This is a genomic window from Streptomyces sp. NBC_00726 (assembly GCF_045161735.1).
In the GTDB taxonomy this organism is placed as follows: Bacteria; Actinomycetota; Actinomycetes; order Streptomycetales; family Streptomycetaceae; genus Streptomyces.
In genome coordinates this window covers 2,088,709-2,108,876 of the sequence record NZ_CP108983.1, presented here as the reverse complement: position 1 = coordinate 2,108,876, position 20,168 = coordinate 2,088,709, and the positions used below count along the sequence as shown (strand labels likewise).

Sequence of the window (20,168 nt, the reverse complement as noted above, 5' to 3'; positions counted from 1 at the left end):
CATCCTGCACCACGAAACCGGTGGACATGACCCCCGGGCAGACCGGATGGCGTACGGTGCCGCCCATGCCCAGTGTGCTCGTGGTCGAGGACGACCAGTTTGTACGTTCCGCCCTCATCCGGCACCTGACGGAGGCCGGTCACACCGTACGGAGCGTCGGCACCGCGCTCGAAGCGCTGCGCGAAGTCGCCCATTTCCGTTTCGATGTGGTCATTCTCGATCTGGGACTGCCCGATCTCGACGGATCCGAGGCCCTGAAGATGCTGCGCGGCCTCACCGACGTGCCCGTCATCATCGCGACCGCCCGGGACGACGAGAGCGAGATCGTCCGGCTGCTCAACGACGGCGCCGACGACTACCTCATCAAGCCGTTCTCCGTGGAGCACCTGTCGGCCCGGATGGCCGCCGTGCTCCGCCGGGCCCGGGCCGCCGGCGGCGAGGCGCCGCCCCCGCGCGTCATCCAGGTCGGCGGGCTCTGCGTCGACCCGCTGCGCCGCCGGGCCGAACTCGACGGCACCGCGCTCGACCTCACCCGCCGCGAGTTCGACCTGCTGGCCTTCCTGGCCGGGCGCCCCGGCGTCGTGGTGCCCCGCCGGGAGCTCCTCGCCGAGGTCTGGCAGCAGTCCTACGGCGACGACCAGACGATCGACGTCCACCTCTCCTGGCTGCGCCGCAAGCTGGGCGAGACCGCGGCCCGGCCGCGCTATCTGCACACCCTGCGCGGCGTCGGCGTGAAGCTCCAGCCCCCGGCACCGGAGCAGCCGGCATGAGATGGGCCCTGGTCAAGGTCTGCCTGGCGGTCACCGCCATGGTCGTCATCGCCTTCGCGGTGCCCCTGGGGCTCGTCGTCAAGGAGATGGCCCGCGACCGCGCGTTCTCCGACGCCGAACGGCAGGCCGCGACGATCGGGCCGACCCTCTCCATCACCACGGACCGGGCCCAGCTCGAAAAGGCCGTCCTCACCACCGAACCGGGCGCCGCCGGACGGATGGCCGTCCACATCCCGGCCTCCGGCGAGCCCGACGGCGCCGCGGCCGACATCGGCAAGGGCCGCGCCACCCGCGAGGAGCTGGAGGCCGTCCGCGTCTCGGGGCGCGCCACGATCACCGGGGTCACCGGCGGCTCCGTGCTGCTCCAGCCGACCGCGGTGGGGCCCCGGGACATCGCGGTGGTCGAGGTGTTCGTGCCCGAGGCCGCCGTCTCCCACGGGGTCACCACCGCCTGGCTGATGCTGGCCGCCGTCGGCGTCGCGCTCATCGTCGGCTCGGTCGCCGTGGCCGACCGCCTCGGCGTTCGCATGGTCGAACCCGCCCGCCGCCTCGCGGGCGCCGCCCACGACCTGGGGGAGGGGCGGCTCGGCACCCGCGTCCCCGAGGAGGGCCCGGACGAACTGCGCTCCGCCGCCGTCGCGTTCAACTCCATGGCCGACCAGGTCGTCCAGCTCCTCGCCAACGAGCGCGAGCTGGCCGCCGACCTCTCGCACCGGCTGCGCACCCCGCTCACCGTCCTCCGGCTCAACGCCGCCTCGCTCGGCGAGGGCCCCGCCGCCGAGCAGACCCGGGCGGCCGTCGAACAGCTGGAGCGCGAGGTCGACACGATCATCCGGACCGCCCGCGAGCAGCGCCCCCAGACCCAGCCGGGCGGCCCGGGCGCGGGCTGCGACGCCTCCGAGGTGATCCGCGAGCGGATGGCCTTCTGGTCCGCGCTGGCCGAGGACGAGGGCCGCGAGGTGCGCCTCGCCGGGGTGGACCGTACGGTACGCATCCCGGTGGCCCGGCCGGAACTGGCGGCCGCGCTCGACGCGTTGCTCGGCAACGTCTTCCGGCACACCCCGGAGGGCACCGCCTTCGCGGTCGACGTGCACCACAGCGGTGACGCGGTGATCGTGCTGGTCTCGGACGCGGGCGGCGGGATCGCCGACCCCAAGGCGGCCCTGGCGCGCGGCGGTGCCCGGGACGCGGTGGGCTCGACCGGGCTCGGGCTCGACATCGTGCGCCGGGTCGCCGAGTCCACCGGCGGCGATGTGCGCATCGGCCGCTCGGTGCTGGGCGGCACGGAGGTCCGGCTCTGGATCGGCCTCGACGGACAGCGCCCGCAGAGCGGCGGGCGTGGGCACCGGGTGGGCCGGCAGCGGCGCCGCCGGGGCGTGGGGCGCGCCAACCTTTAGCGCGGCCGATGCGCTCCTTAAGGCAGTCCTAAGAACTCCAACTCCGGCCCGCCTCGCCCCATTTGCCGGATCCGCAGCCGCTAGCGTGCTTCCGCATCCCCCACTCCCGTACGACGAGGCAGGAACGCGATGGGCACCAGTACGCACCGGCGCACGATGGGCACCAGGACCAAGGTGATCGGCTCGGTCGTCGCCGCGGCGGTGATCGGCGGGACGGTGTTCGCCCTCACCGGGACGGCGCAGGCATCGGCGGTCGGCGCCGCGTACACCCGTACCAGCGGCTGGACCGGCGGCTACACCGGGCAGTACGTCGTCACCAACGACACCGGCTCGGCGAAGACCGACTGGACGCTGGAGTTCGACCTCCCGGCGGGCACGAAGCTCAGCTCGCTGTGGAACGGCGAGCACACCGTCAGCGGCAACCACGTCACCGTCCACCCCGCGAGCTGGAACAAGCAGCTGGCCGCCGGGCAGTCCGTCACCGTCGGCTTCGTCACCGCCTCCGACGGCACGGCGGCCGACCCCACCGGCTGCCTGATCGACGGCGCCAAGTGCTCCGTCGACCCCGGCGCCACCCCCGAACCCAGCGGCCGCCCCACCGAGACCGCGACGCCGACCCCCACGGCCACCCCCACCGAGAAGCCCACCGAAACGGCGACCCCGACGCCGACCCCCACCCCCACGAAGACCGACGACGGCGGCTCCACCGCGAGCGGCGCCCGCTTCGCCCCGTACGTGGACACCTCGCTCTACCCCGCGTACGACCTGGTCGACACCGCGGACAGGACCGGCGTCAAGCAGTTCAACCTCGCCTTCATCACCTCCGGCGGCAGCTGCGCCCCGCTCTGGGGCGGGGTCACCGGCCTCGGCGACGACCACGTCGCCTCCCAGATCGGCGCCCTGCGCGCGGCCGGCGGCGACGTCCGGGTCTCCTTCGGCGGGGCCGCCGGCTCCGAACTGGCCCTGCGCTGCTCCTCGGCGGCCGACCTCGCCGCCGCGTACGGCAAGGTGGTCGACACGTACAAGCTGACCAAGGTCGACTTCGACATCGAGGGCGGCGCGCTCCCCGACACCGCCGCCAACACCCGCCGCTCGCAGGCCATCGCGCAGCTCCAGAAGGAACACCCCGGCCTGGACGTGTCCTTCACGCTCCCCGTGATGCCCGAGGGTCTGACCCAGCCCGGCGTCGACCTGATCGCGGACGCGAAGAAGAACGGCGTGGACGTCGGCGCCGTCAACATCATGGCGATGGACTACGGCGCCTCCTACAGCGGCGACATGGGCACCTACGCCGTCCAGGCCGCCACCGCCACGCAGGCCCAGATCAAGGGCGTGCTCGGGCTCTCCGACGCCGAGGCGTGGCAGGCCGTCGCCGTCACCCCGATGATCGGCGTGAACGACGTCAGCACCGAGGTCTTCAAGGTCGAGGACGCCACCCAGCTCGTCGCGTTCGCGAAGGAGAGGGGCCTGGCCTGGCTCGCGATGTGGTCGGGCACCCGGGACAAGGAGTGCGCGGGCGGCGCCAAGCCCACCGCGGACGCCACGTGCAGCTCGATCGCCCAGGAACCGCTCGCGTTCACCAAGGCGTTCGGCGCGTACAAGTAGGACCACGAGGGTGCCTGCGCCGACCGCCCGCAGGACCATCCCTTCCCCCGCGCACCCCGGCCCGGCCCCCTTCCCCCCACTCCCGGCCGGGGTGCGCGCCCCCCCCACTGCCCCCCGGCCGGGCCGAGCACCCCCCTTCCCCCGGCCGGGGGCGCACCGCGTTCCGGGGCCGGGCCGGGGTCGGGGCCGCGCCGCTACCCCCGCGCCCGGTTCACCGCCGACAGCACCGCCGCCACGGACGCGGCCACGCCCGAGGTGTCCCGGCCCGCGCCCCAGCGCTCCTCGCCGCCGACGCGGCAGCGCGCGTACGCGGTCGTCGTGCCGGTCCCGTCCGGGTGCTGCTCCGAGAGCGCGAGGACGGCCGCCGCCACCCCGGCCGCCGCCAGCGCGTCCGCGAACGCCGTGACCGGGCCGGTGCCCGTCCCCTCGTAATCGCCCTCCCGGTCGTCCACGCGCAGGGTGCAGACGAAGCGGTGCTCACCGGCCGGGCCGGTCTGTGCCGACCAGGAGGTGAGGGCGACCCCGCCGTCCCGCCCGGGGACCAGATACGCCGCCTCGAAGAGGTTCCACAGGTCCTTCCCGGTGGCCTCCGCGCCGCTGTCGTCGGTCGAGCGCTGCACCGTACAGGAGAACTCGGCCCGCATCCCGGCCGGCAGGTCCACGCCGTGGCCGGTGCGCAGCAGATGCGCGATGCCGCCCTTGCCCGACTGCGAGTTGACCCGGATGACGGCCTCGTACGTACGCCCCACGTCGGCCGGGTCGATCGGCAGGTACGGCACCTCCCACAGCTCCGACGCGCCGTCCGCCCGGCGGGCGAAGCCCTTGCTGATGGCGTCCTGGTGGGTGCCGGAGAACGCGGTGTACACCAGGTCCCCGCCGTACGGGTGGCGCGGCGGCACCGGCAGCCGGTTGCAGTGCTCGACCGTGCGGCGGATCTCGTCGATGTCCGAGAAGTCGATCATCGGGTCGACGCCCTGGGCGTGCAGATTGAGCGCCAGGTTGACCAGGTCGACGTTGCCGGTGCGCTCCCCGTTCCCGAACAGGCAGCCCTCCACCCGCTGGGCGCCCGCCAGCACCGCCAGCTCCGCGCAGGCCACCCCCGTACCGCGGTCGTTGTGCGGGTGCACGGAGAGGATCACCGAGTCCCGCCGGGCCAGGTGGCGGTGCATGTACTCGATCTGGTCCGCGTAGACGTTGGGCGTGGCGATCTCCACGGTGGCCGGGAGGTTGTGGACGACCGGCCGGTCCGGCGAGGCGTCCCACAGCTCGGTGAGGCTGTCGCAGATCTCCAGGACGTAGTCGGGCTCGGTCAGATTGAAGACCTCGGGCGAGAACTGGAACCGGATGTCCGCGCCGGGCGTGGCCTGGGCCAGCCGGTCCATCCGCCGGGCCGCGTCGAGGACCACGCCGTGCACCTCGGCCCGGTCGCGGCCGAGGACGACCTCGCGCCAGACGGGGGCGGTGGCGATGTAGAGGTGGACGACGACGCGGTCCAGGCCCGCCACGGACTCGAAGGTCCGGTCGATCAGGTCGGCCCTGGCGGGGGTGAAGACGACCACGGTGACGTCGTCGGGGACGGCCCCGCTGGTCGCCAGGTGGCGTACGAAGTCGAAGTCGGTGCGGCTCGCGGACGGGTAGCCGACCTCGATCTCCTTGAAGCCCATCGCGACCAGCAGGTCGAACATCCGCCGCTTGCGCGGGGTGTCCATCGGCTCCACCAGCGCCTGGTTGCCGTCCCGCAGGTCGACCGGCACCCACAGCGGAGCGCGTTCGACACGGGCCTGCGGCCAGCTCCGCCCGGTCAGCGGGACCGCGACGCGGTCGAACGCGGAGCGGTAGCGGTGCGAGGGCATCGAGCTGGAGCGCTGCGGGTTCCAGCGGGGTGCCGCCCGGGGGACCGGGCCGCGCGGGGTGCAGATGGTGGGGAAGCCGTGCATCGGGGCAGGGGCGTCGGACGGGGCCGCGGGCATGGAGTCGGGCATGGACTCGGGCATGAACGGTGTCTCTTCTCGCATCGCCGGATGCGACCGGCACAGCACGGCACCCCGCGGCGGGGTGCCGATCGCTTCAGGCCCCGCCGCGGCAGCCGAGAAGGAGGAGACCGCGGTACGTCATGGGCGGTACAGTAACCAGAACGCAACCCCTCAGACAACCTGACAGGTGAGCAACGTGCCCCCGCCCGGCCCCCTCCGCCCCAGCCCCCTCGTGGAACAGGCCACCAGCCATCTGCGCGCCCGGATCACCGAGGGACACTGGCCGGTCGGCACGAAGCTCCCCGGCGAGACGGCCCTCGCCCGCGAGCTGGGTGTGGGGCGCTCCACGGTCCGCGAAGCCGTCCGTACGCTCGCCACGCTCGGCCTCCTCCGGTCCCGCCAGGGCGCCGGCGTCTTCGTCGTCGCGGACCACGTCACGGAGGACTGGCCGGTACGGTTGCGCCGGGCGTCGGTCACCGACGTCTACGAGGTCCGCATGCTCATCGAGGTCCAGGCCGCCCGCCTCGCCGCCCGCCGCCGCACCGACGAGGACCTGGCCGCCCTGGACGCGGCGCTCACCGCCCGCCTCGCGGCGGGCGCGGGCATCGACGACGCGGACTTCGTGGACGCCGACATCGCCGTGCACCGGGCGGTCGTGGCCGCCGCCCACAACCCGGTCCTCACCGACCTCTTCGCCGAATTCGCCCCCGCCCTCCGCCAGGCCCTCATCGACCTGGTCGACCTGCTCGGGCTGCGCCGCGAAGACCCCCGCCACGGGCACGCGGGCCACCACACCCTGGTCACGGCCATCGTGGCGGGCGACCCGGACCGCGCGGCCCGGGCGGCCCAGGAGGAGCTGGAGGCGACGCTGTCGCGGCTGCGGGGGGAGTGACGGGGCCGGGCCCCGGGGTGGGCCCCCGGGGCGCCACCACCCGCCACCATCCGGACCCCGGCTTCGGGCAAAGAAGGCGCGGGTCCGGATCAACGCCCCCTCTCCGCCGTACCCCGTTCACTTCCCGGCGGGGTCCCCGAGGCCCCGGCGGACCATTTCCGGGCCATGGCGGAAAACCGGCATCACGGCTGGTTTTCCGTCGGGGCTCAGCCAAGATCAACTGTCAACCCGCCCCCCACCTGCGGGAATTCAAAAACGCGAGCCACGCCGCAACGCGGCGCACCGCTTTGGCAAGCCTTCGGCCGGACACGGTCTCGTGACTTGCAGGACACGCTCGCGCAACGGAAGCGTCTTCAACTCTTGACACCCACCCCCCGGAGGCAGCAATCTTCCGACATCGACGCATGGGAGCGCTCCCACATCGCACGGGGTTTTCCCCGGGTGAACGGCACTGCCCGTGTACTCCCCCCAAACCCATCCGGCACCCGCACTCACCAGCGCGTATGCCACGCAGTGAGCCAGTCCCACCCTGGAACAAGGAGTAGTGGAATGCGTATCACCCGCACCGTCGCCGGCCGCGGCCGCAGAGTCGCGGTCCTGGCCACCACGGGCCTGACCGCGTCGGCGCTGCTGCTGACCGGCTGTAGCAGTGACGACTCCGACTCGAACGAGTCCTCCGACGCGAACGGGAAGATCACGCTGACCGTCGCCGACTTCGGCCAGTTCGGCTACAAGGAAGCCGGTCTCTTCGCCAAGTACCACGAGCTGCACCCGAACATCACGGTGAAGGAAGACACCACCGCCGATGAGAAGGTCTACTACCCCAAGCTGCTCCAGCAGCTGAACTCGGGCAGCGGCCTCGCCGACGTCCAGGGTCTTGAGGTCGGCCGCATCAAGGAGCTCGTCGACACCAAGGCGGACCAGTTCGCCGACCTGAGCAAGGTCATCGACGTCAACGAGTGGGTGTCCTGGAAGGAGAAGCAGGCCACCACGCCCGACGGCAAGGTGATCGGCGCGGGGACCGACATCGGCCCGATGTCGCTCTGCTACAACACCGAGCTGTTCAAGAAGGCCGGTCTGCCGACCGACCGCAAGGAGGTCGCCGCCAAGATCTCCGGCGGCTGGGAGGACTACCTCAAGCTCGGCGAGGAGTACAAGAAGAAGGCCCCCGCGGGCACCTTCTACATGGACTCCGCCAGCGCCATGTACAACGCCGTCGTCAGCTCCAGCGCGAAGCAGTACTACGACGAGAGCGGCAAGCCGATCTACAAGGACAGCCCCAGCGTGCAGCAGGGCTGGAACCTGGCGGCCGAGGCCGCCGACAAGAAGCTGACCCAGGGCCTCGCCCAGTTCAACGACCCGTGGAAGGCCGCCCTGCGCAAGGGCACCATCGCCACCGTGGCCTGCCCCGCCTGGATGGCCGGCCAGATCTCGGTGAACGCCGGTGACGGCAACAAGGGCAAGTGGGACATCACCACCGCCCCCGGCTCCACCGCGGCCAACTGGGGCGGCTCCTTCCTCGGCGTCCCGAAGGCCGGCAAGCACGTCGACGAGGCCAGCAAGCTCGTCAAGTGGCTGACCGCCCCCGAGCAGCAGGCCGCCGTCTTCAAGGCGATCGGTTCGTTCCCGTCCAACAAGGGCGCGTACGACCTGCCGGACGTGAAGAACGCGACCCTGCCGTACTTCAACGACGCCCCGATCGGCCAGATCTACGCCGACGAGGCCAAGTCCATCCCCGAGACGGTGCTCGGCCCGAAGGACGGCATCATCAAGGACACCATCTCCACCCAGATCAACAACATGGAGCAGCGAGGCACCGCCCCGGACAAGGCGTGGGAGGCCGCGACCAAGTCGATCGACAAGGCCATCGGCTGACGTTCGCCAGGGCGTGTCCGGCCTCCTGACCTGCCGGACCCGCCCGGGCGCGGGCGGCCCCACCCCGGGCCGCCCGCACCCGCGTGTTCCTGAGGGGTGCGGCGCGACGGCCCAGCCATCCCGTACCCGGGTAACCCAAGCAATCCAGGGAAGGACTCCCGCTCGTGGCCACCTCGACTCCCACCCGGGACGCATACGCGCCGCCACCCCGCGGCTCCCAGCACAAACCGGTGAACTCCCGCCGGCAGACGTGGCGGAGCCGGCTCTGGCGGTTCGACGACAAGGCGTCGCCGTACGCCTACATAGCCCCGTTCTTCCTCGTCTTCGGGGCCTTCGGGCTCTACCCGCTGGTCTACACCGGCTGGATCGCGCTGCACCGGGTCGAGATGACCGGCCTCGACCAGATGGAATGGGTCGGCTGGGACAACTTCGACCGCATCCTGCACGACTCCGAGTTCTGGACGGCCGTCAGCAACACCTTCCTGATCGGTGTCATCTCGGTCGTCCCGCAGCTGCTCGTCGCGCTCGGCCTGGCGCACCTGCTCAACTACAAGCTGCGGGCCAGCACCTTCTGGCGCACGGTGATCCTCACCCCGTACGCCACCTCGGTGGCCTCCGCCGCCCTCGTCTTCGCCCTGGTCTTCCGGGCCGACGGCGGTCTGCTCAACTGGGTGCTGCACTTCGTCGGTCTCGGCGACACCAACTGGGCCAACGGCCACTGGACGTCCAAGATCGCCATCGCGGTCATCGTGATCTGGCGCTGGACCGGCTACAACGCGCTGATCTACCTCGCCGCGATGCAGGCCGTGCCGTCCGACCTGTACGAGGCGGCCTCGCTGGACGGCGCCTCGCGCTGGCAGCAGTTCCGCAAGGTGACCATCCCGTCGCTGCGGCCCACGATCCTCTTCACGATCGTCATCTCGACCATCGGCTCCATGCAGCTGTTCGGTGAGCCCCTGCTGCTGGAGGGCGGCACGCTCGGCGCGACCGGCGGCAACGAGAATCAGTACGAGACCCTCAGCGTCTACCTCTACAACTACGGCTGGAATCTGGGGCACCTCGGTCCGGCCGCCGCAGTGGCCTGGGCGATGCTCGCCCTCCTGCTGATCATCGCCGCGGTCAACTGGCTCATCGGCCGCTTCGTACGCAAATCCGCGGTCTGACCGGGAGCGATATCCAATGACCATCACCAGCCCCACCCAAGTCGCGGAGCCCGGCCTCCCGGCGCGTTCCGTCCACCGCGCGCCCAAGCGGCCCAGCCGCTTCAAGCCCGGTGCCGGGCAGCAGTTGAAGGGCGGCCCGTTCGCCTACGTCGCGCTGGCCGTGATCGGCATCGGCTCGCTGCTGCCGTTGTACTGGACCCTCGTGGCCGCGTCCCACACCCAGGACGAGGTGCTGGCCACCACCCCGCCGTTCCTGCCGGGCGGCCGCCTCTTCCACAACCTGGACGCCGCCTGGACCCAGGCCCACCTGGGCAAGGCGATCGTCAACAGCGTCATCGTGGCCGGCTGCATCACCGCGGCGACGCTCTTCTTCTGCACCCTGGCCGGCTACGCCTTCGCCAAGATGCGCTTCCGCGGCCGGGGCGCCCTGATGACCGGCGTCATCCTCACCCTGACGATCCCGCCGCAGCTCAGCGTCGTCCCGCTGTTCATGATGATGGCCGACCTCGGCTGGGGCGGGAACCTTCAGTCGGTGATCTTCCCGACCCTGGTCAGCGCCTTCGGGGTGTTCTTCATGCGCCAGTACCTGATGGAGGCGCTGCCGTACGAGCTGATCGAGGCCGCCAAGATCGACGGCGCGAACAACTTCCGCATCGTGCTGAGCGTGGTGCTGCCGGTGGCCCGCCCCGCGATGATGGTGCTCGGCATGCTCACCTTCGTCCAGGCGTGGAACGACTTCTTCTGGCCCTACCTCGCCCTGAACCAGCAGAACCCCACCCTTCAGGTGGCGCTCGGCCAGCTCAGCGCCTCGTACACCCCCGACACCAGCATCGTGATGGCCGGCGCGCTGATCAGCACCCTGCCGCTGCTCGTGGTGTTCGTGATCTTCGGCAAGCAGATCGTCGGCGGCATCATGTCCGGCGCCGTCAAGGGCTGACCCCCGCTCGCCGCTGCTGTGTCACGGAGCCGTACGGTCCCGCCCGCCCCGTGGACCGTACGGGCCCGGTAGCCCCACCCGTCAACGCCCCTGTCCTTCACACCCCTGGGAGCGCTCCCGCATGACTGCTGTACGACCTGACATCGCCCCGAAGCCGGTGCCCGAGGCCACCACCACCTTTCCGACGGGCTTCGTCTGGGGAGCGGCCACCGCCGCCTACCAGGTCGAGGGTGCCGCCGCCGAGGACGGGCGCACGCCCTCCATCTGGGACACCTTCAGCCGCACCCCCGGCAAGGTCCGCAACGGCGACACCGGCGACATCGCCGCCGACCACTACCACCGCTACCGCGACGACGTGGCCCTGATGAAGCAGCTGGGGCTGAAGGCGTACCGCTTCTCCGTCTCCTGGTCCCGGGTCCAGCCCACCGGCCGCGGCCCGGCCGTGGAGCGCGGGCTCGACTTCTACCGCAAGCTGGTCGACGAGCTGCTCGAAGCCGGCATCACGCCCGTCGCCACCCTCTACCACTGGGACCTGCCCCAGGAGCTGGAGGACGCGGGCGGCTGGCCGGAGCGCGCCACCGCCGAGCGGTTCGCGGACTACGCCGAGATCATGGCGGGCGCACTCGGCGACCGCGTCGGTACGTGGACCACCCTCAACGAGCCGTGGTGCTCGGCCTTCCTCGGCTACGGCTCCGGGGTGCACGCCCCCGGCCGCACCGAGCCCGCCTCCGCCCTGCGGGCGGCCCACCACCTCAATCTCGCCCATGGCCGGGCGATCGAGGTTCTGCGCGGTCAACTCCCCGCTGCCGCGCAGACCTCGGTCACCCTCAACCTCCACCAGGTCCGCCCGCTGACGCCGAGCCCCGAGGACGTGGACGCCGCCCGCCGCATCGACGCGGTCGGCAACCGGGTCTTCACCGGCCCGATGCTGCACGGCGCCTACCCGGAGGACCTGCTCGCGGACACCGCGCACGTGGTGGACTGGTCGAAGCTGGTCCGGGACGGCGACCTGGAGGCCATCGCGCGCCCGGTCGACGTGCTCGGCATCAACTACTACACGCCGACCCTGGTCTCCACGCCCGCCGAGGGCGCCGGCGACACCCGCAACGACGGCCACGGCGCCAGCGACTACTCCCCGTGGCCCGGCTCCGAGCACGTCGCCTTCCACCTCGCCGACGGCAAGCCGACCACCGCCATGAACTGGTCGATCGACCCCAACGGGCTCTACAACCTGCTCATGGACGTCGCCCGTGAGCACCCCGGCATCCCGCTCATGGTCACCGAGAACGGCGCCGCCTTCGACGACTACGTCTCGCCCGAGGGCCGGGTCCAGGACCCCGAGCGCATCGCCTACCTGCACGGCCACCTCGACGCCGTGCGGCGCGCGGTGGCCGACGGCGCGGACGTGCGCGGCTACTTCCTCTGGTCGCTGATGGACAACTTCGAGTGGGCGTACGGCTATTCGAAGCGGTTCGGCGCGGTGTACGTGGACTACGCGTCCCAGCGCCGCATCCCGAAGGCCAGCGCCCACTGGTACGCCGACGTGATCCGCCGCCACGCCCTCCCGCCGCTGGAGGACGCCGGCTGACCGCCGCGGTGCGCCCCGTCCGTACCGCAGCCTCCCCCGAGACCCGGCACCCGGTGCCGGGTCTCGGCCCGTTCGCCCCCCCCGGCCTGTGCGTTCCGCTTGACCACGCGCGTAGAGTGGGAGCGCTCCCATAAAAAGGGGCGGGGGAGCGGCCGACCGGTCCCGCAGAGTGTCAAGGGAACCAACGCCAGGACTTGGTTTGGTTATCCGACTGTGAGAAATTGACCGCGAACGGGAGGCAGCCATGACGGCAGCGCGAGTACGGAGCGGGGGCCGGCCCACGCTCGAAGAGGTGGCGGCGCGGGCGGGCGTCGGGCGGGGCACGGCCTCGCGCGTCATCAACGGGTCGCCCCGGGTCAGCGCCCACACCAGGGAGGCGGTCGAGGCCGCCGTCGCCGAGCTGGGTTACGTGCCCAACCGCGCGGCCCGCGCACTCGCCGGCAACCGGACGGACGCCATCGCGCTCGTCGTGCCCGAGTCGGAGAGCCGCTTCTTCGCGGAGCCGTACTTCTCCGACATCGTGCGCGGGGTCGGCGCCGCCCTCGCCGACACGGAGATGCAGCTGCTGCTCACCCTCGTCGGCAGCGACCGCGAGCGCCGCCGGCTCGCGCAGTACCTCACCGCGCACCGCGTGGACGGTGTGCTGCTGGTCTCCGTACACGCCGACGACCCGCTGCCCGACCTGCTGGAACAGCTCGGCATGCCCGCCGTGATGAACGGCCGCAGATCCGCCGCCGAGACCCTGTCATCCGTCGACTCGGACAACTTCGAGGGCGCCCGCGGCGCCGTGGAACACCTCGCGTCGCGCGGCCGCCGCTCCATCGCCACGATCACCGGCCGGCTCGACGTCTACGCCTCCCAGAGCCGCCTGGACGGCTACCGCCAGGCCGTCCGCGACGCGGGCCTGGAGCCCGACGAGCGGCTGATCGCCCCCGCCGACTTCTCCGAGGAGGGCGGCGCCCGGGCCATGCGCGACCTGCTCGCCCGCCGCCCGGACGTGGACGCGGTCTTCGCCGCCTCCGACGTGATGGCCGCCGGTGCCCGCCAGGTCCTGCGCGAGGCCGGCCGCCGCATCCCGGACGACGTCGCCCTGATCGGCTTCGACGACTCGGCCGTGGCCCGCCACATGGACCCGGCCCTCACCAGCGTGCGCCAGCCGATCGAGGAGATGGGCCGCACGATGACCCGGGTCCTGCTCGACATGATCGCCGGGGAGAACGCGGACCGGGCGCAGATCGTGCTGCCGACCGAGCTGGTGGTGCGCGACTCCTCGTGACACCGGGTTGCCGCAACTCGGTCTGCCCGGACGGCACTTCGAGTAGTTTCGGAGGCGTGGACCCTTCTCTGACCGCTCTGATCGTCGCCGTGGTGGGCGTGGCGGGCACCCTGGTGTCCGGTGTGATGGCGCACCGCGGCGCCCTGCGCGCCAAGACGGTGGAGCTCGACCGTGCGGAGCGGCTGCGGCGGGAGGAGCTGCTGGCGGACGAACGCCGCGAGGCCCTGGCCGTACGGCGGGCCGCCTACGCGGTGTTCAACCAGCGCCTGCGGCAGTTCCACGGCGTCCTGTCGAAGGACTACTTCGCCCTCGCCGCCGGAGAGGTGCGCCCCGGACAGGCCCGGGAGCGCGAGGAGCCCCGCCAGGTCCTGCGCGATGTGTACGCCGAGGCGCAGATGGTGATCAGCGACGGCGTGCTGTCCGTCGCGGGCGGCGTCGTGCACCAACTGCACCGCATCCACGCCCTGCTCGGCCGGCACGAGCGGGGGGAGGCGGCCGACGAGTCCCTGGAGGACATCCGGGAACGGCTGGAAAGCGCCTCGGAGGGTTTGTACGAGGTGCGGCAGACTATGCGCCGGGAGCTCGGTGTCTCGGCATTCCCGGTTCACCGGCCCGATGGCCACCACGCGATGTGAGGTACGTCGCCGACCCACGGACTGGCGGAGGAACCATGCCCCTGCACTGGACCAGGTCCAGCTACTGCGACTCGGCGGGCCCCGACTGCGTCGAGGTGGCCCTGCCCCCGGGCCCCGCGGCGGCGGTCCGCCTGCGCGACTCCAAGACCCCGGCCCGCCCCGCGCTCGCCTTCGCACGGGACGCGTGGTCGGCGTTCACCGGCTCCGTGGAGCGGCTGACGGCACAGGGCTGACCGGCCGGGCCGCCGCGCCGGCCGCCAGCCGGGACCGCACCCGTGCGACCAGCGGGTGTTCGACCGGGGCCAGCACCGCGGCGGCGGACCGCCATGCCTCCAGCGCCTGGTCCCCGTGGCCCGTCGCCTCGCTGAGGTCGCCGTATCTGAGCAGGGTGTCGGCCCGGTTGACGCGGTGTCCGACCCGGTCGAGCCGGTTGTCCAGGGCGATGGCGTTCCGGTAGCAGCGCAGCGCCTCGGTGAAGTCTCCGAGCAGTTCGCCGGCGTGGGCCAGGGTGTCCCACGTATCGGCCTCTCCGAAGGCGTTGCCCACGGACCGGTACAGGCTCAGGGCCTCTTCGCAGGGCGCGATCGACGCCTCCGGTTCACCGAAGCCGATGCCGTACCAGCCGAGCGCGTTGAGCACCTCGGCCCGCCCGTTGGTGTCCTGGTCGCGCTCGAATCCGGCGAGGGCGTGGGCCGCGTGCTCCCGGCAGGCCGGTGCGTCGCGGCGGCGGCCGAAGAACCGGGTCAGGCCGAGCCTGGCCCGGGCCTCGCCGAGGCTGTCCCCCCGCGCGCGGTAGAGCCGCAGGGCCCGGCCGAGGTGGCGCAGGGCCGCCTCGTCCTCGCCCAGCCGGTCCAGCGCGCAGCCGCACTCCAGCTCGGCGAAGGCGGTCCCGGTGTGCTCGGGCAGATGCCCGGTGGCGGCCAGCACGCACTGGGCGCCACGGGCCTGTTCGCGCCAGTTGCCGTTGCGGGAGAGGTAGGGCGACATACGTTCCAGGAGCAGCCAGGCCCGCTCGGCGGTGCCGTCCTGGGCACAGTTGTCGATCATCGTGAGGAGGACCGGGCCATGGGTGTCGAACCAGGTGGCGGCCTGCCCCGGGGTACCGAACTCGCCGGGCAGCGGCTCCGGGCCCGAGGGGGAGGGGTGGAAGGCGCGGAACGGGTCGATGAGGGATGCCGCCGCCTCGGCCGAGCTCAGATAGTGGTCGAAGAGCCGGTGCCGGGCGGCCGTCCGCGCGGCGGCGGGGTCCGTGGCATGGGCCCGCTCGGCCGCGTGGGCGCGCACGATGTCGTGCATGGTGTAGAGGTTGGCCGAGCCGATCGTGAGCAGCGAGCAGCGGACGAGTTCGCTGAGCACCTTCCTGGCCTCGGGCAGGCTGACCCCGGTCATATGGGCGACGGCCCCGAGCGTGATGTGGGAGCCGTGGTGAACGCCCAGCAGCCGGTACACGGAGGCCGCGGCCGGGGCGAGCCGGGCGTAGGAGCCGTCCAGGATGCGGCGGAGGCTGGAGTCCTGGTCGCCGGTCTCGAAGCGTTCCAGCGGATCGGGCTCCTCCTGGAGCTCGCGGCACAGGTCCGCGAGCGAGAGGGCCGGCTCCAGCAGGGCCCGGGCGCCCGCGATGCACGTGGTGAGGGGCATCCGGCCGCAGATGTCCGCCAGCCGGTCCGCCGCTTCGGGCTCCTCGCGGATACGGGCGGGGCCGAGCATCCGTTCCAGCAGGGCGAGGCTGTCGCCCGCGTCCAGCAGCCCGAGGGCCAGCACCCCGGCCCCCTCCGTGACCACCAGGCCGGGCAGCTGGTGTCTGCTGGTCACCAGGACCAGCGCGTCCGGCGAGTTCGGCAGCAGCGGGCGGACCTGCTCGGCGTCCACCGCGTTGTCGAGGATGACCAGGACGGACCGCTGGGCCATCAGGTCGCGGTACATGCGGATACGGCTGTCCAGGCCGTTCGGCATGGCCTCGCCGACGACGCCGAGCATGGTCAGCAGCCGGCCCAGCGCCTCCAGCGGGGCGAGCGCGGGCACCACCGGGTCGAAGCCGTGGAGATTGACCAGCAGCCGGCCGTCGGGGAAGCGCTCCGGGGACGTACCGGCCTGGCGGTGCGCCCAGCTCAGCGCGAGGCTCGTCTTGCCGATACCGCCGGGGCCGGTGATGACGATCAGGCCCTCGCCGGGCCGGCCGTCGGCGACCGGCCCCTGCCCCAGTGCGTCCAGCGCGGTCAGCTCCGCGGACCGGCCGACGAAATTGCGTGAGGGCAGCGGCAGCCTTCGTACGGCGCCTTCGCCCCGGCTCCGCGCGGGGACCGGGGCGCCGGCCCGTACGGCGGGAGCGGCGGCCGGGGCCGGTGTCAGCGTCCCGGTGAGTATCTTCTGGTGGATCTCCCGCAGCCGGCCCGAAGGCTCGGTGCCCAGCTCGTCCACGAGGACCCGCCGCGCCTGCTGGTACGCGGCCAGCGCCTCCGCCTCCCGGTCGCCGCGGCACAGCGCGAGCATCAACTGCGCCCGGAAGTTCTCCCGTAGCGGATACCGGCCGATCGACTGCTGGATGTCCAGGGTGACTTCGCTGTGCCGGTGCAGGCCGAGCAGCGCCTCGTAACGCCATTCCAGGGCCTGCGCGTGCGATTCCTCCAGGTGGCCGAGGTGCGCCTCGCGCAGCCGCTGCGAGGGTACGTCCACGAGCGCGGGTCCCCGCCAGAGCGCGAGCGCCGCGTCCAGCTGCTCCAGGACCGCCGCCCAGTCCTGCTCCCGGACGGCCCGGGCGGCCTTCTGGCGGTGCTCCCGGTGGGCGAGCCAGTCGACCTCGCCGGCGCCGGCCCGGACCTGGTAGCCGGAGTCGTGGGTGATGATGCGGTCGGCCCACCGGCTGCCCAGTGAGCGCCTGAGCCGCATCACACACGTACGCAGGGCGCCGCGGGCGTCCTGCGGGGGTGTGCCGTCCCAGACCAGGTCCACGAGGTCGTCGTGCGACAGGACCCGGTCGGGGCTGAGCAGCAGTGCGGCCAGCAGGTTCCGCTGCCGGCCCTGCGGGGCGGCGAGCGGCGCGCCGTCCGCCAGCACCTGGAGCGGGCCGAGGATGCCGATCCGCAGGCCGCTCGCCAGGGTGTTCCCGGCGCCGCTCGTGCGCTGCCCGGCTCCACCGCCGCTCTCGAAGGTCACTGCGGCTCCCCCGGTATGCCAGCCGGCCCTCACGGCAGCCGTCCGGGAGGGCGATCGGTCGAGTGTCGCAGAACACGATCTTCCGGCAAAGGCCGTCTCAACTGCTGAGCCCGCCGCCCCACCCCGCCCACCTGCGGAATCTCACCTCGCCTGGCAGGCCGTCATCCAGGTGACACGGACATGAGACGGCCCTGTCGCAGAGTCGGACCGTCCGCGAACGGGTGCTGTGCGAAAGCCCGTTCACCGTCCGTTCCATGGGGGGAACCGCATGAGCCGCAAAGATCTTCCGGCCGGCTACACACTCGGCCTGGCCGAGATCCGGGCCATCGACGCACTGATCGACAACGTGATGGAGCTGGGGGCCGACCCGGGCGCGGAGTCCTTCTACGCACGCTCCTGGGAGCTGGTGGCGGCCCTGCCGGACGGGCTGCGCCGATTCCTCCACGAGTTCAGGTCCGGCGAGTCCACGGCCGCCGCCCTCGTCCACGGCCTGCCCGTGGACGACACGCGGATCGGGCCGACGCCCGCCGACTGGCGCACGGCGGCGGCGAGCGGACAGGGCTGGCGCGAGGAGTGCTTCCTGGCGCTGGTGGCCATGGCCATGGGCGAGCCGTTCACCTGGTCGACGCTCCAGGGCGGGCGCATGATCCAGAACGTGCTGCCCATGCAGGGCGAGGAGAGCGAGCAGAGCGGTCACGGGCAGGTGCTGCTGGAGTGGCACACCGAGGACGGCTTCCACCCCAACCGCTGCGACTACCTGATGCTGTTCGGGGCCCGTAACCACACCGGAGTCCCGACCACCCTCGCCTCGGTGCAGGACGTCGAACTGTCCGACGAGCGCCGGGAGATCCTGTCCCAGGAGCGGTTCCACATCCTCCCCGACGACGAGCATCTGCATCAGCTGGCCGCCGTCGACCCGGACCACCCCGGGCTGGCGCGCATGCGGGAGCTGCGGGACAACCCGAGGCCCGTCGCGGTGCTCTTCGGCGCACCCGACGACCCCTATCTGCGGATCGACCCCTACTTCATGCGCTGCGCGGAGGGCGACCAGCCGGCCGAGCTGGCGCTCAAGGAGCTGATCGCGGAGCTGGACGCGGCCCAGCAGGACGTGGTGGTCGGCCAGGGCAGCCTGCTGATCGTCGACAACTTCCGCGCGGTGCACGGCCGGAGGGCGTTCAAGGCCCGGTTCGACGGCACCGACCGCTGGCTGAAGAAGATCGTGGTCTCCCGCGACCTGCGGGCCTCCCGCGGGCTGCGCGCGTCGAGTTCGTCCCGGAAGATCGGCTGACCCATGTCCGGCACGCTGTCCCAACTGCTCGCCGGGATGCTGCTGGGGTTCGGCCTGATCATGCCGATCGGGGCGCAGAACCTCTTCATCATCCAGCAGGGCCTTTCGCTCGGATACCCCCGGGTGTTCTACGCCACGCTGGCGACCACCGTCTGCGACGCCCTGATGATCTCCGTCGGGGCGCTGGGGGTGGGCGCCGTCTTTCAGGCGAACCACCTGCTCCGGACGGTCCTCGTCGTCGCGGGCTCGCTGTTCCTGTTCTACCTCGCCGCGCAGAACGTCCGGTCGGCGAGCAGTGTGCTGCAACCCGGCACCGACGACGGGACGGGGCGGTGGGGGACGGTGGTCCTGCGGGCCGCCGCGGTCTCGCTGCTCAACCCGCACGCCCTGCTCGACACGATCGGTGTGCTCGGCGCCATGGCGGTCACCCGGGCGGGCACCGACCGCCTCTGGTTCGCCTGCGGGGCGGTCCTGGCCTCCCTGTTCTGGTTCAGCGTGCTGGGCGGCGCGGCGGTGGCCGTACGGAAGTGGCTGACGCCGCGCGTGCAGCGGGTCATCTCCTGGGTCTCGTCCGCGGTGATGGTCTTCTTCGCCCTGATGCTGCTGCGCCAGGCGATTCCCGGCGGCTGGTAGCCGGGACCGTGAGAGGGAGCGAGAGGGCGGTGGCCCTGCGTACGGGGGTGGACCTCACCTTCCGGGACCCGGCGGGCGCCGGTCGGCCGGCCGCGCTGGACGAACAGCTGGCCCTGGTGGCGGCGGTACGGGCGGCCGGCTGGGACTCGGTCTTCGTGGGGCAGTCCGCCGAGGACCGGGACGGGGCCGCGGCCACGCCGCTGCCGCTGCTCAGCCGGGTGTCCGCGGTGTCCGGGGACATGCGGCTGGTGGCCGGGGTGCGCATGGCGGACCTGCGGGACGTCGTGCGGACGGCCGAGGCGTATGCCGTCGCCGACGCGCTGAGCGGGGGCCGGCTGGTCTTCGCCGCCGCGCTGGAGGGCCGGGCCGGCGGCAGCCGGGCCGCCCGGGACCTCGGCACCATCGCCCGGCTCTGGGCGGGGGAGGACGCCGGACCCAGCCGGCCCGGGACCGAGGTCTCCCGGCTCACGGTGCGGCCGGCGCAGCGCCCCCGGCCCCGGGTGTGGGTCTCGGCGGACGACGGACTGCCGGTGCCCGAGGCGGCCCTGACCGGCGACGGCTGGCTGACCGGGGCGCCGGCGACGATGACCGCCGCGGCCGCCAGGACGGACCTGGTCCGGTCCCTGCGCGCCGGGGCGGGACTGCCACCGCACACCGAAGTGGCCCTGATCCGCGAGGTGGTCTGCGCCCCCGACCGGGTGACGGCCGTGGCCCGGGCCCTGGACCGGGGCCTCGCCCCGGGCACCGGCACCGGGACCGCGGCCGGGCTCGATCCCCCGCTGGCCGGGCTGACCCGCGACCGTCTGGTGATCGGCGACCCGGACGACTGCCTGCGCATCCTGCGCGCCTGGACGGAGCGGCTGCGCGCGACCGAGGTCATCCTGCGCGTGCACAGCCCGGGCGGGCCGTTCGCGGCGGCGATGGAGTCGGTCGAACTGCTCAACACCGAGGTCCTGCCGTACCTGTGACACCCGGCGATGCCC

The 20,168-nt window shown here is 72.6% G+C and carries 16 protein-coding genes; 14 read left to right on the top strand and 2 right to left on the bottom strand.

The window, feature by feature from the left end:
* Positions 1 to 65 precede the first annotated feature (65 nt).
* From OG338_RS09275 to OG338_RS09265, 3 genes are all read left to right on the top strand, one after another.
* Complete coding sequence (locus tag OG338_RS09275; RefSeq protein WP_405936863.1) at positions 66 to 770, top strand: response regulator transcription factor; 705 nt, start codon at positions 66 to 68, stop codon at positions 768 to 770.
* The gene (locus OG338_RS09270; RefSeq protein ID WP_405936862.1) at positions 767 to 2,167 is read left to right on the top strand and encodes an ATP-binding protein; all 1,401 of its coding nucleotides are present in this window, start codon (positions 767 to 769) and stop codon (positions 2,165 to 2,167) included. Before OG338_RS09275 ends, OG338_RS09270 begins: the two co-directional genes overlap by 4 nt.
* A gap of 129 nt (positions 2,168 to 2,296) precedes the next feature.
* Positions 2,297 to 3,772, top strand: coding sequence for a cellulose binding domain-containing protein (locus tag OG338_RS09265; protein WP_405936861.1), 1,476 nt, complete (start codon positions 2,297 to 2,299; stop codon positions 3,770 to 3,772).
* A 194-nt stretch (positions 3,773 to 3,966) separates the two neighbouring features.
* Here OG338_RS09265 and OG338_RS09260 read toward each other — a convergent pair whose 3' ends face one another.
* Positions 3,967 to 5,754, bottom strand: a complete 1,788-nt coding sequence (locus OG338_RS09260) for a 2-isopropylmalate synthase (protein ID WP_405940364.1) — start codon at positions 5,752 to 5,754, stop codon at positions 3,967 to 3,969.
* A 178-nt stretch (positions 5,755 to 5,932) separates the two neighbouring features.
* Between OG338_RS09260 and OG338_RS09255 the strand changes: the two genes are divergently transcribed.
* From OG338_RS09255 to OG338_RS09220, 8 genes are all read left to right on the top strand, one after another.
* The gene (locus OG338_RS09255) at positions 5,933 to 6,637 is read left to right on the top strand and encodes a FadR/GntR family transcriptional regulator (RefSeq protein WP_405936860.1); all 705 of its coding nucleotides are present in this window, start codon (positions 5,933 to 5,935) and stop codon (positions 6,635 to 6,637) included.
* A gap of 549 nt (positions 6,638 to 7,186) precedes the next feature.
* A complete protein-coding gene (locus OG338_RS09250; protein WP_405936859.1) occupies positions 7,187 to 8,512 on the top strand; it encodes an ABC transporter substrate-binding protein in 1,326 nt (441 codons plus the stop codon).
* Positions 8,513 to 8,676: 164 nt separating this feature from the next.
* Positions 8,677 to 9,675, top strand: coding sequence for a carbohydrate ABC transporter permease (locus OG338_RS09245; RefSeq protein ID WP_405936858.1), 999 nt, complete (start codon positions 8,677 to 8,679; stop codon positions 9,673 to 9,675).
* Between the two features lie 16 nt (positions 9,676 to 9,691).
* Positions 9,692 to 10,612, top strand: coding sequence for a carbohydrate ABC transporter permease (locus tag OG338_RS09240; RefSeq protein WP_405936857.1), 921 nt, complete (start codon positions 9,692 to 9,694; stop codon positions 10,610 to 10,612).
* 121 nt (positions 10,613 to 10,733) lie between these two features.
* On the top strand, positions 10,734 to 12,200 hold the full coding sequence (locus OG338_RS09235; RefSeq protein WP_405936856.1) for a GH1 family beta-glucosidase: 1,467 nt from the start codon (positions 10,734 to 10,736) through the stop codon (positions 12,198 to 12,200).
* A gap of 244 nt (positions 12,201 to 12,444) precedes the next feature.
* Complete coding sequence (locus OG338_RS09230) at positions 12,445 to 13,476, top strand: LacI family DNA-binding transcriptional regulator (protein ID WP_405936855.1); 1,032 nt, start codon at positions 12,445 to 12,447, stop codon at positions 13,474 to 13,476.
* 56 nt (positions 13,477 to 13,532) lie between these two features.
* Positions 13,533 to 14,111 (top strand): hypothetical protein, encoded by a 579-nt coding sequence (locus tag OG338_RS09225; protein WP_405936854.1) that lies wholly within the window; start codon positions 13,533 to 13,535, stop codon positions 14,109 to 14,111.
* Positions 14,112 to 14,146: 35 nt separating this feature from the next.
* Positions 14,147 to 14,344: a DUF397 domain-containing protein gene (locus OG338_RS09220; RefSeq protein WP_405936853.1), complete on the top strand. Its 198-nt coding sequence runs from the start codon at positions 14,147 to 14,149 to the stop codon at positions 14,342 to 14,344.
* Here the strand turns inward: OG338_RS09220 and OG338_RS09215 are convergent.
* Positions 14,307 to 17,264, bottom strand: coding sequence for a BTAD domain-containing putative transcriptional regulator (locus OG338_RS09215; RefSeq protein ID WP_405936852.1), 2,958 nt, complete (start codon positions 17,262 to 17,264; stop codon positions 14,307 to 14,309). The genes OG338_RS09220 and OG338_RS09215 overlap by 38 nt on opposite strands.
* Positions 17,265 to 17,532: 268 nt before the next feature.
* Between OG338_RS09215 and gntD the strand changes: the two genes are divergently transcribed.
* From gntD to OG338_RS09200, 3 genes are read left to right on the top strand one after another with little or no spacing between them, the layout of a single operon-like run.
* Positions 17,533 to 18,552 carry a guanitoxin biosynthesis L-enduracididine beta-hydroxylase GntD gene (gene gntD / locus OG338_RS09210; RefSeq protein WP_405936851.1) on the top strand — a complete coding sequence of 340 codons (1,020 nt, stop codon included), beginning with the start codon at positions 17,533 to 17,535 and terminating at the stop codon, positions 18,550 to 18,552.
* A 3-nt stretch (positions 18,553 to 18,555) separates the two neighbouring features.
* Positions 18,556 to 19,185 carry a LysE/ArgO family amino acid transporter gene (locus tag OG338_RS09205; protein ID WP_405936850.1) on the top strand — a complete coding sequence of 210 codons (630 nt, stop codon included), beginning with the start codon at positions 18,556 to 18,558 and terminating at the stop codon, positions 19,183 to 19,185.
* Between the two features lie 29 nt (positions 19,186 to 19,214).
* Entirely contained in the window at positions 19,215 to 20,153 is a 939-nt protein-coding gene (locus OG338_RS09200) for an LLM class flavin-dependent oxidoreductase (RefSeq protein ID WP_405936849.1), read from the top strand.
* The last annotated feature ends 15 nt before the right edge of the window (positions 20,154 to 20,168 follow it).

What these genes read in the sequence shown, in the direction of transcription:
- OG338_RS09275 (WP_405936863.1), top strand. Translation starts at nt 66, where the DNA reads ATGCCCAGTGTGCTCGTGGTCGAGGACGACCAGTTTGTACGTTCCGCC.
- OG338_RS09270 (WP_405936862.1), top strand. Translation starts at nt 767, where the DNA reads ATGAGATGGGCCCTGGTCAAGGTCTGCCTGGCGGTCACCGCCATGGTC.
- OG338_RS09265 (WP_405936861.1), top strand. Translation starts at nt 2,297, where the DNA reads ATGGGCACCAGTACGCACCGGCGCACGATGGGCACCAGGACCAAGGTG.
- OG338_RS09260 (WP_405940364.1), bottom strand. Translation starts at nt 5,754, where the DNA reads ATGCCCGACTCCATGCCCGCGGCCCCGTCCGACGCCCCTGCCCCGATG.
- OG338_RS09250 (WP_405936859.1), top strand. Translation starts at nt 7,187, where the DNA reads ATGCGTATCACCCGCACCGTCGCCGGCCGCGGCCGCAGAGTCGCGGTC.
- OG338_RS09240 (WP_405936857.1), top strand. Translation starts at nt 9,692, where the DNA reads ATGACCATCACCAGCCCCACCCAAGTCGCGGAGCCCGGCCTCCCGGCG.
- OG338_RS09235 (WP_405936856.1), top strand. Translation starts at nt 10,734, where the DNA reads ATGACTGCTGTACGACCTGACATCGCCCCGAAGCCGGTGCCCGAGGCC.
- OG338_RS09230 (WP_405936855.1), top strand. Translation starts at nt 12,445, where the DNA reads ATGACGGCAGCGCGAGTACGGAGCGGGGGCCGGCCCACGCTCGAAGAG.
- OG338_RS09220 (WP_405936853.1), top strand. Translation starts at nt 14,147, where the DNA reads ATGCCCCTGCACTGGACCAGGTCCAGCTACTGCGACTCGGCGGGCCCC.
- gntD (WP_405936851.1), top strand. Translation starts at nt 17,533, where the DNA reads ATGAGCCGCAAAGATCTTCCGGCCGGCTACACACTCGGCCTGGCCGAG.
- OG338_RS09205 (WP_405936850.1), top strand. Translation starts at nt 18,556, where the DNA reads ATGTCCGGCACGCTGTCCCAACTGCTCGCCGGGATGCTGCTGGGGTTC.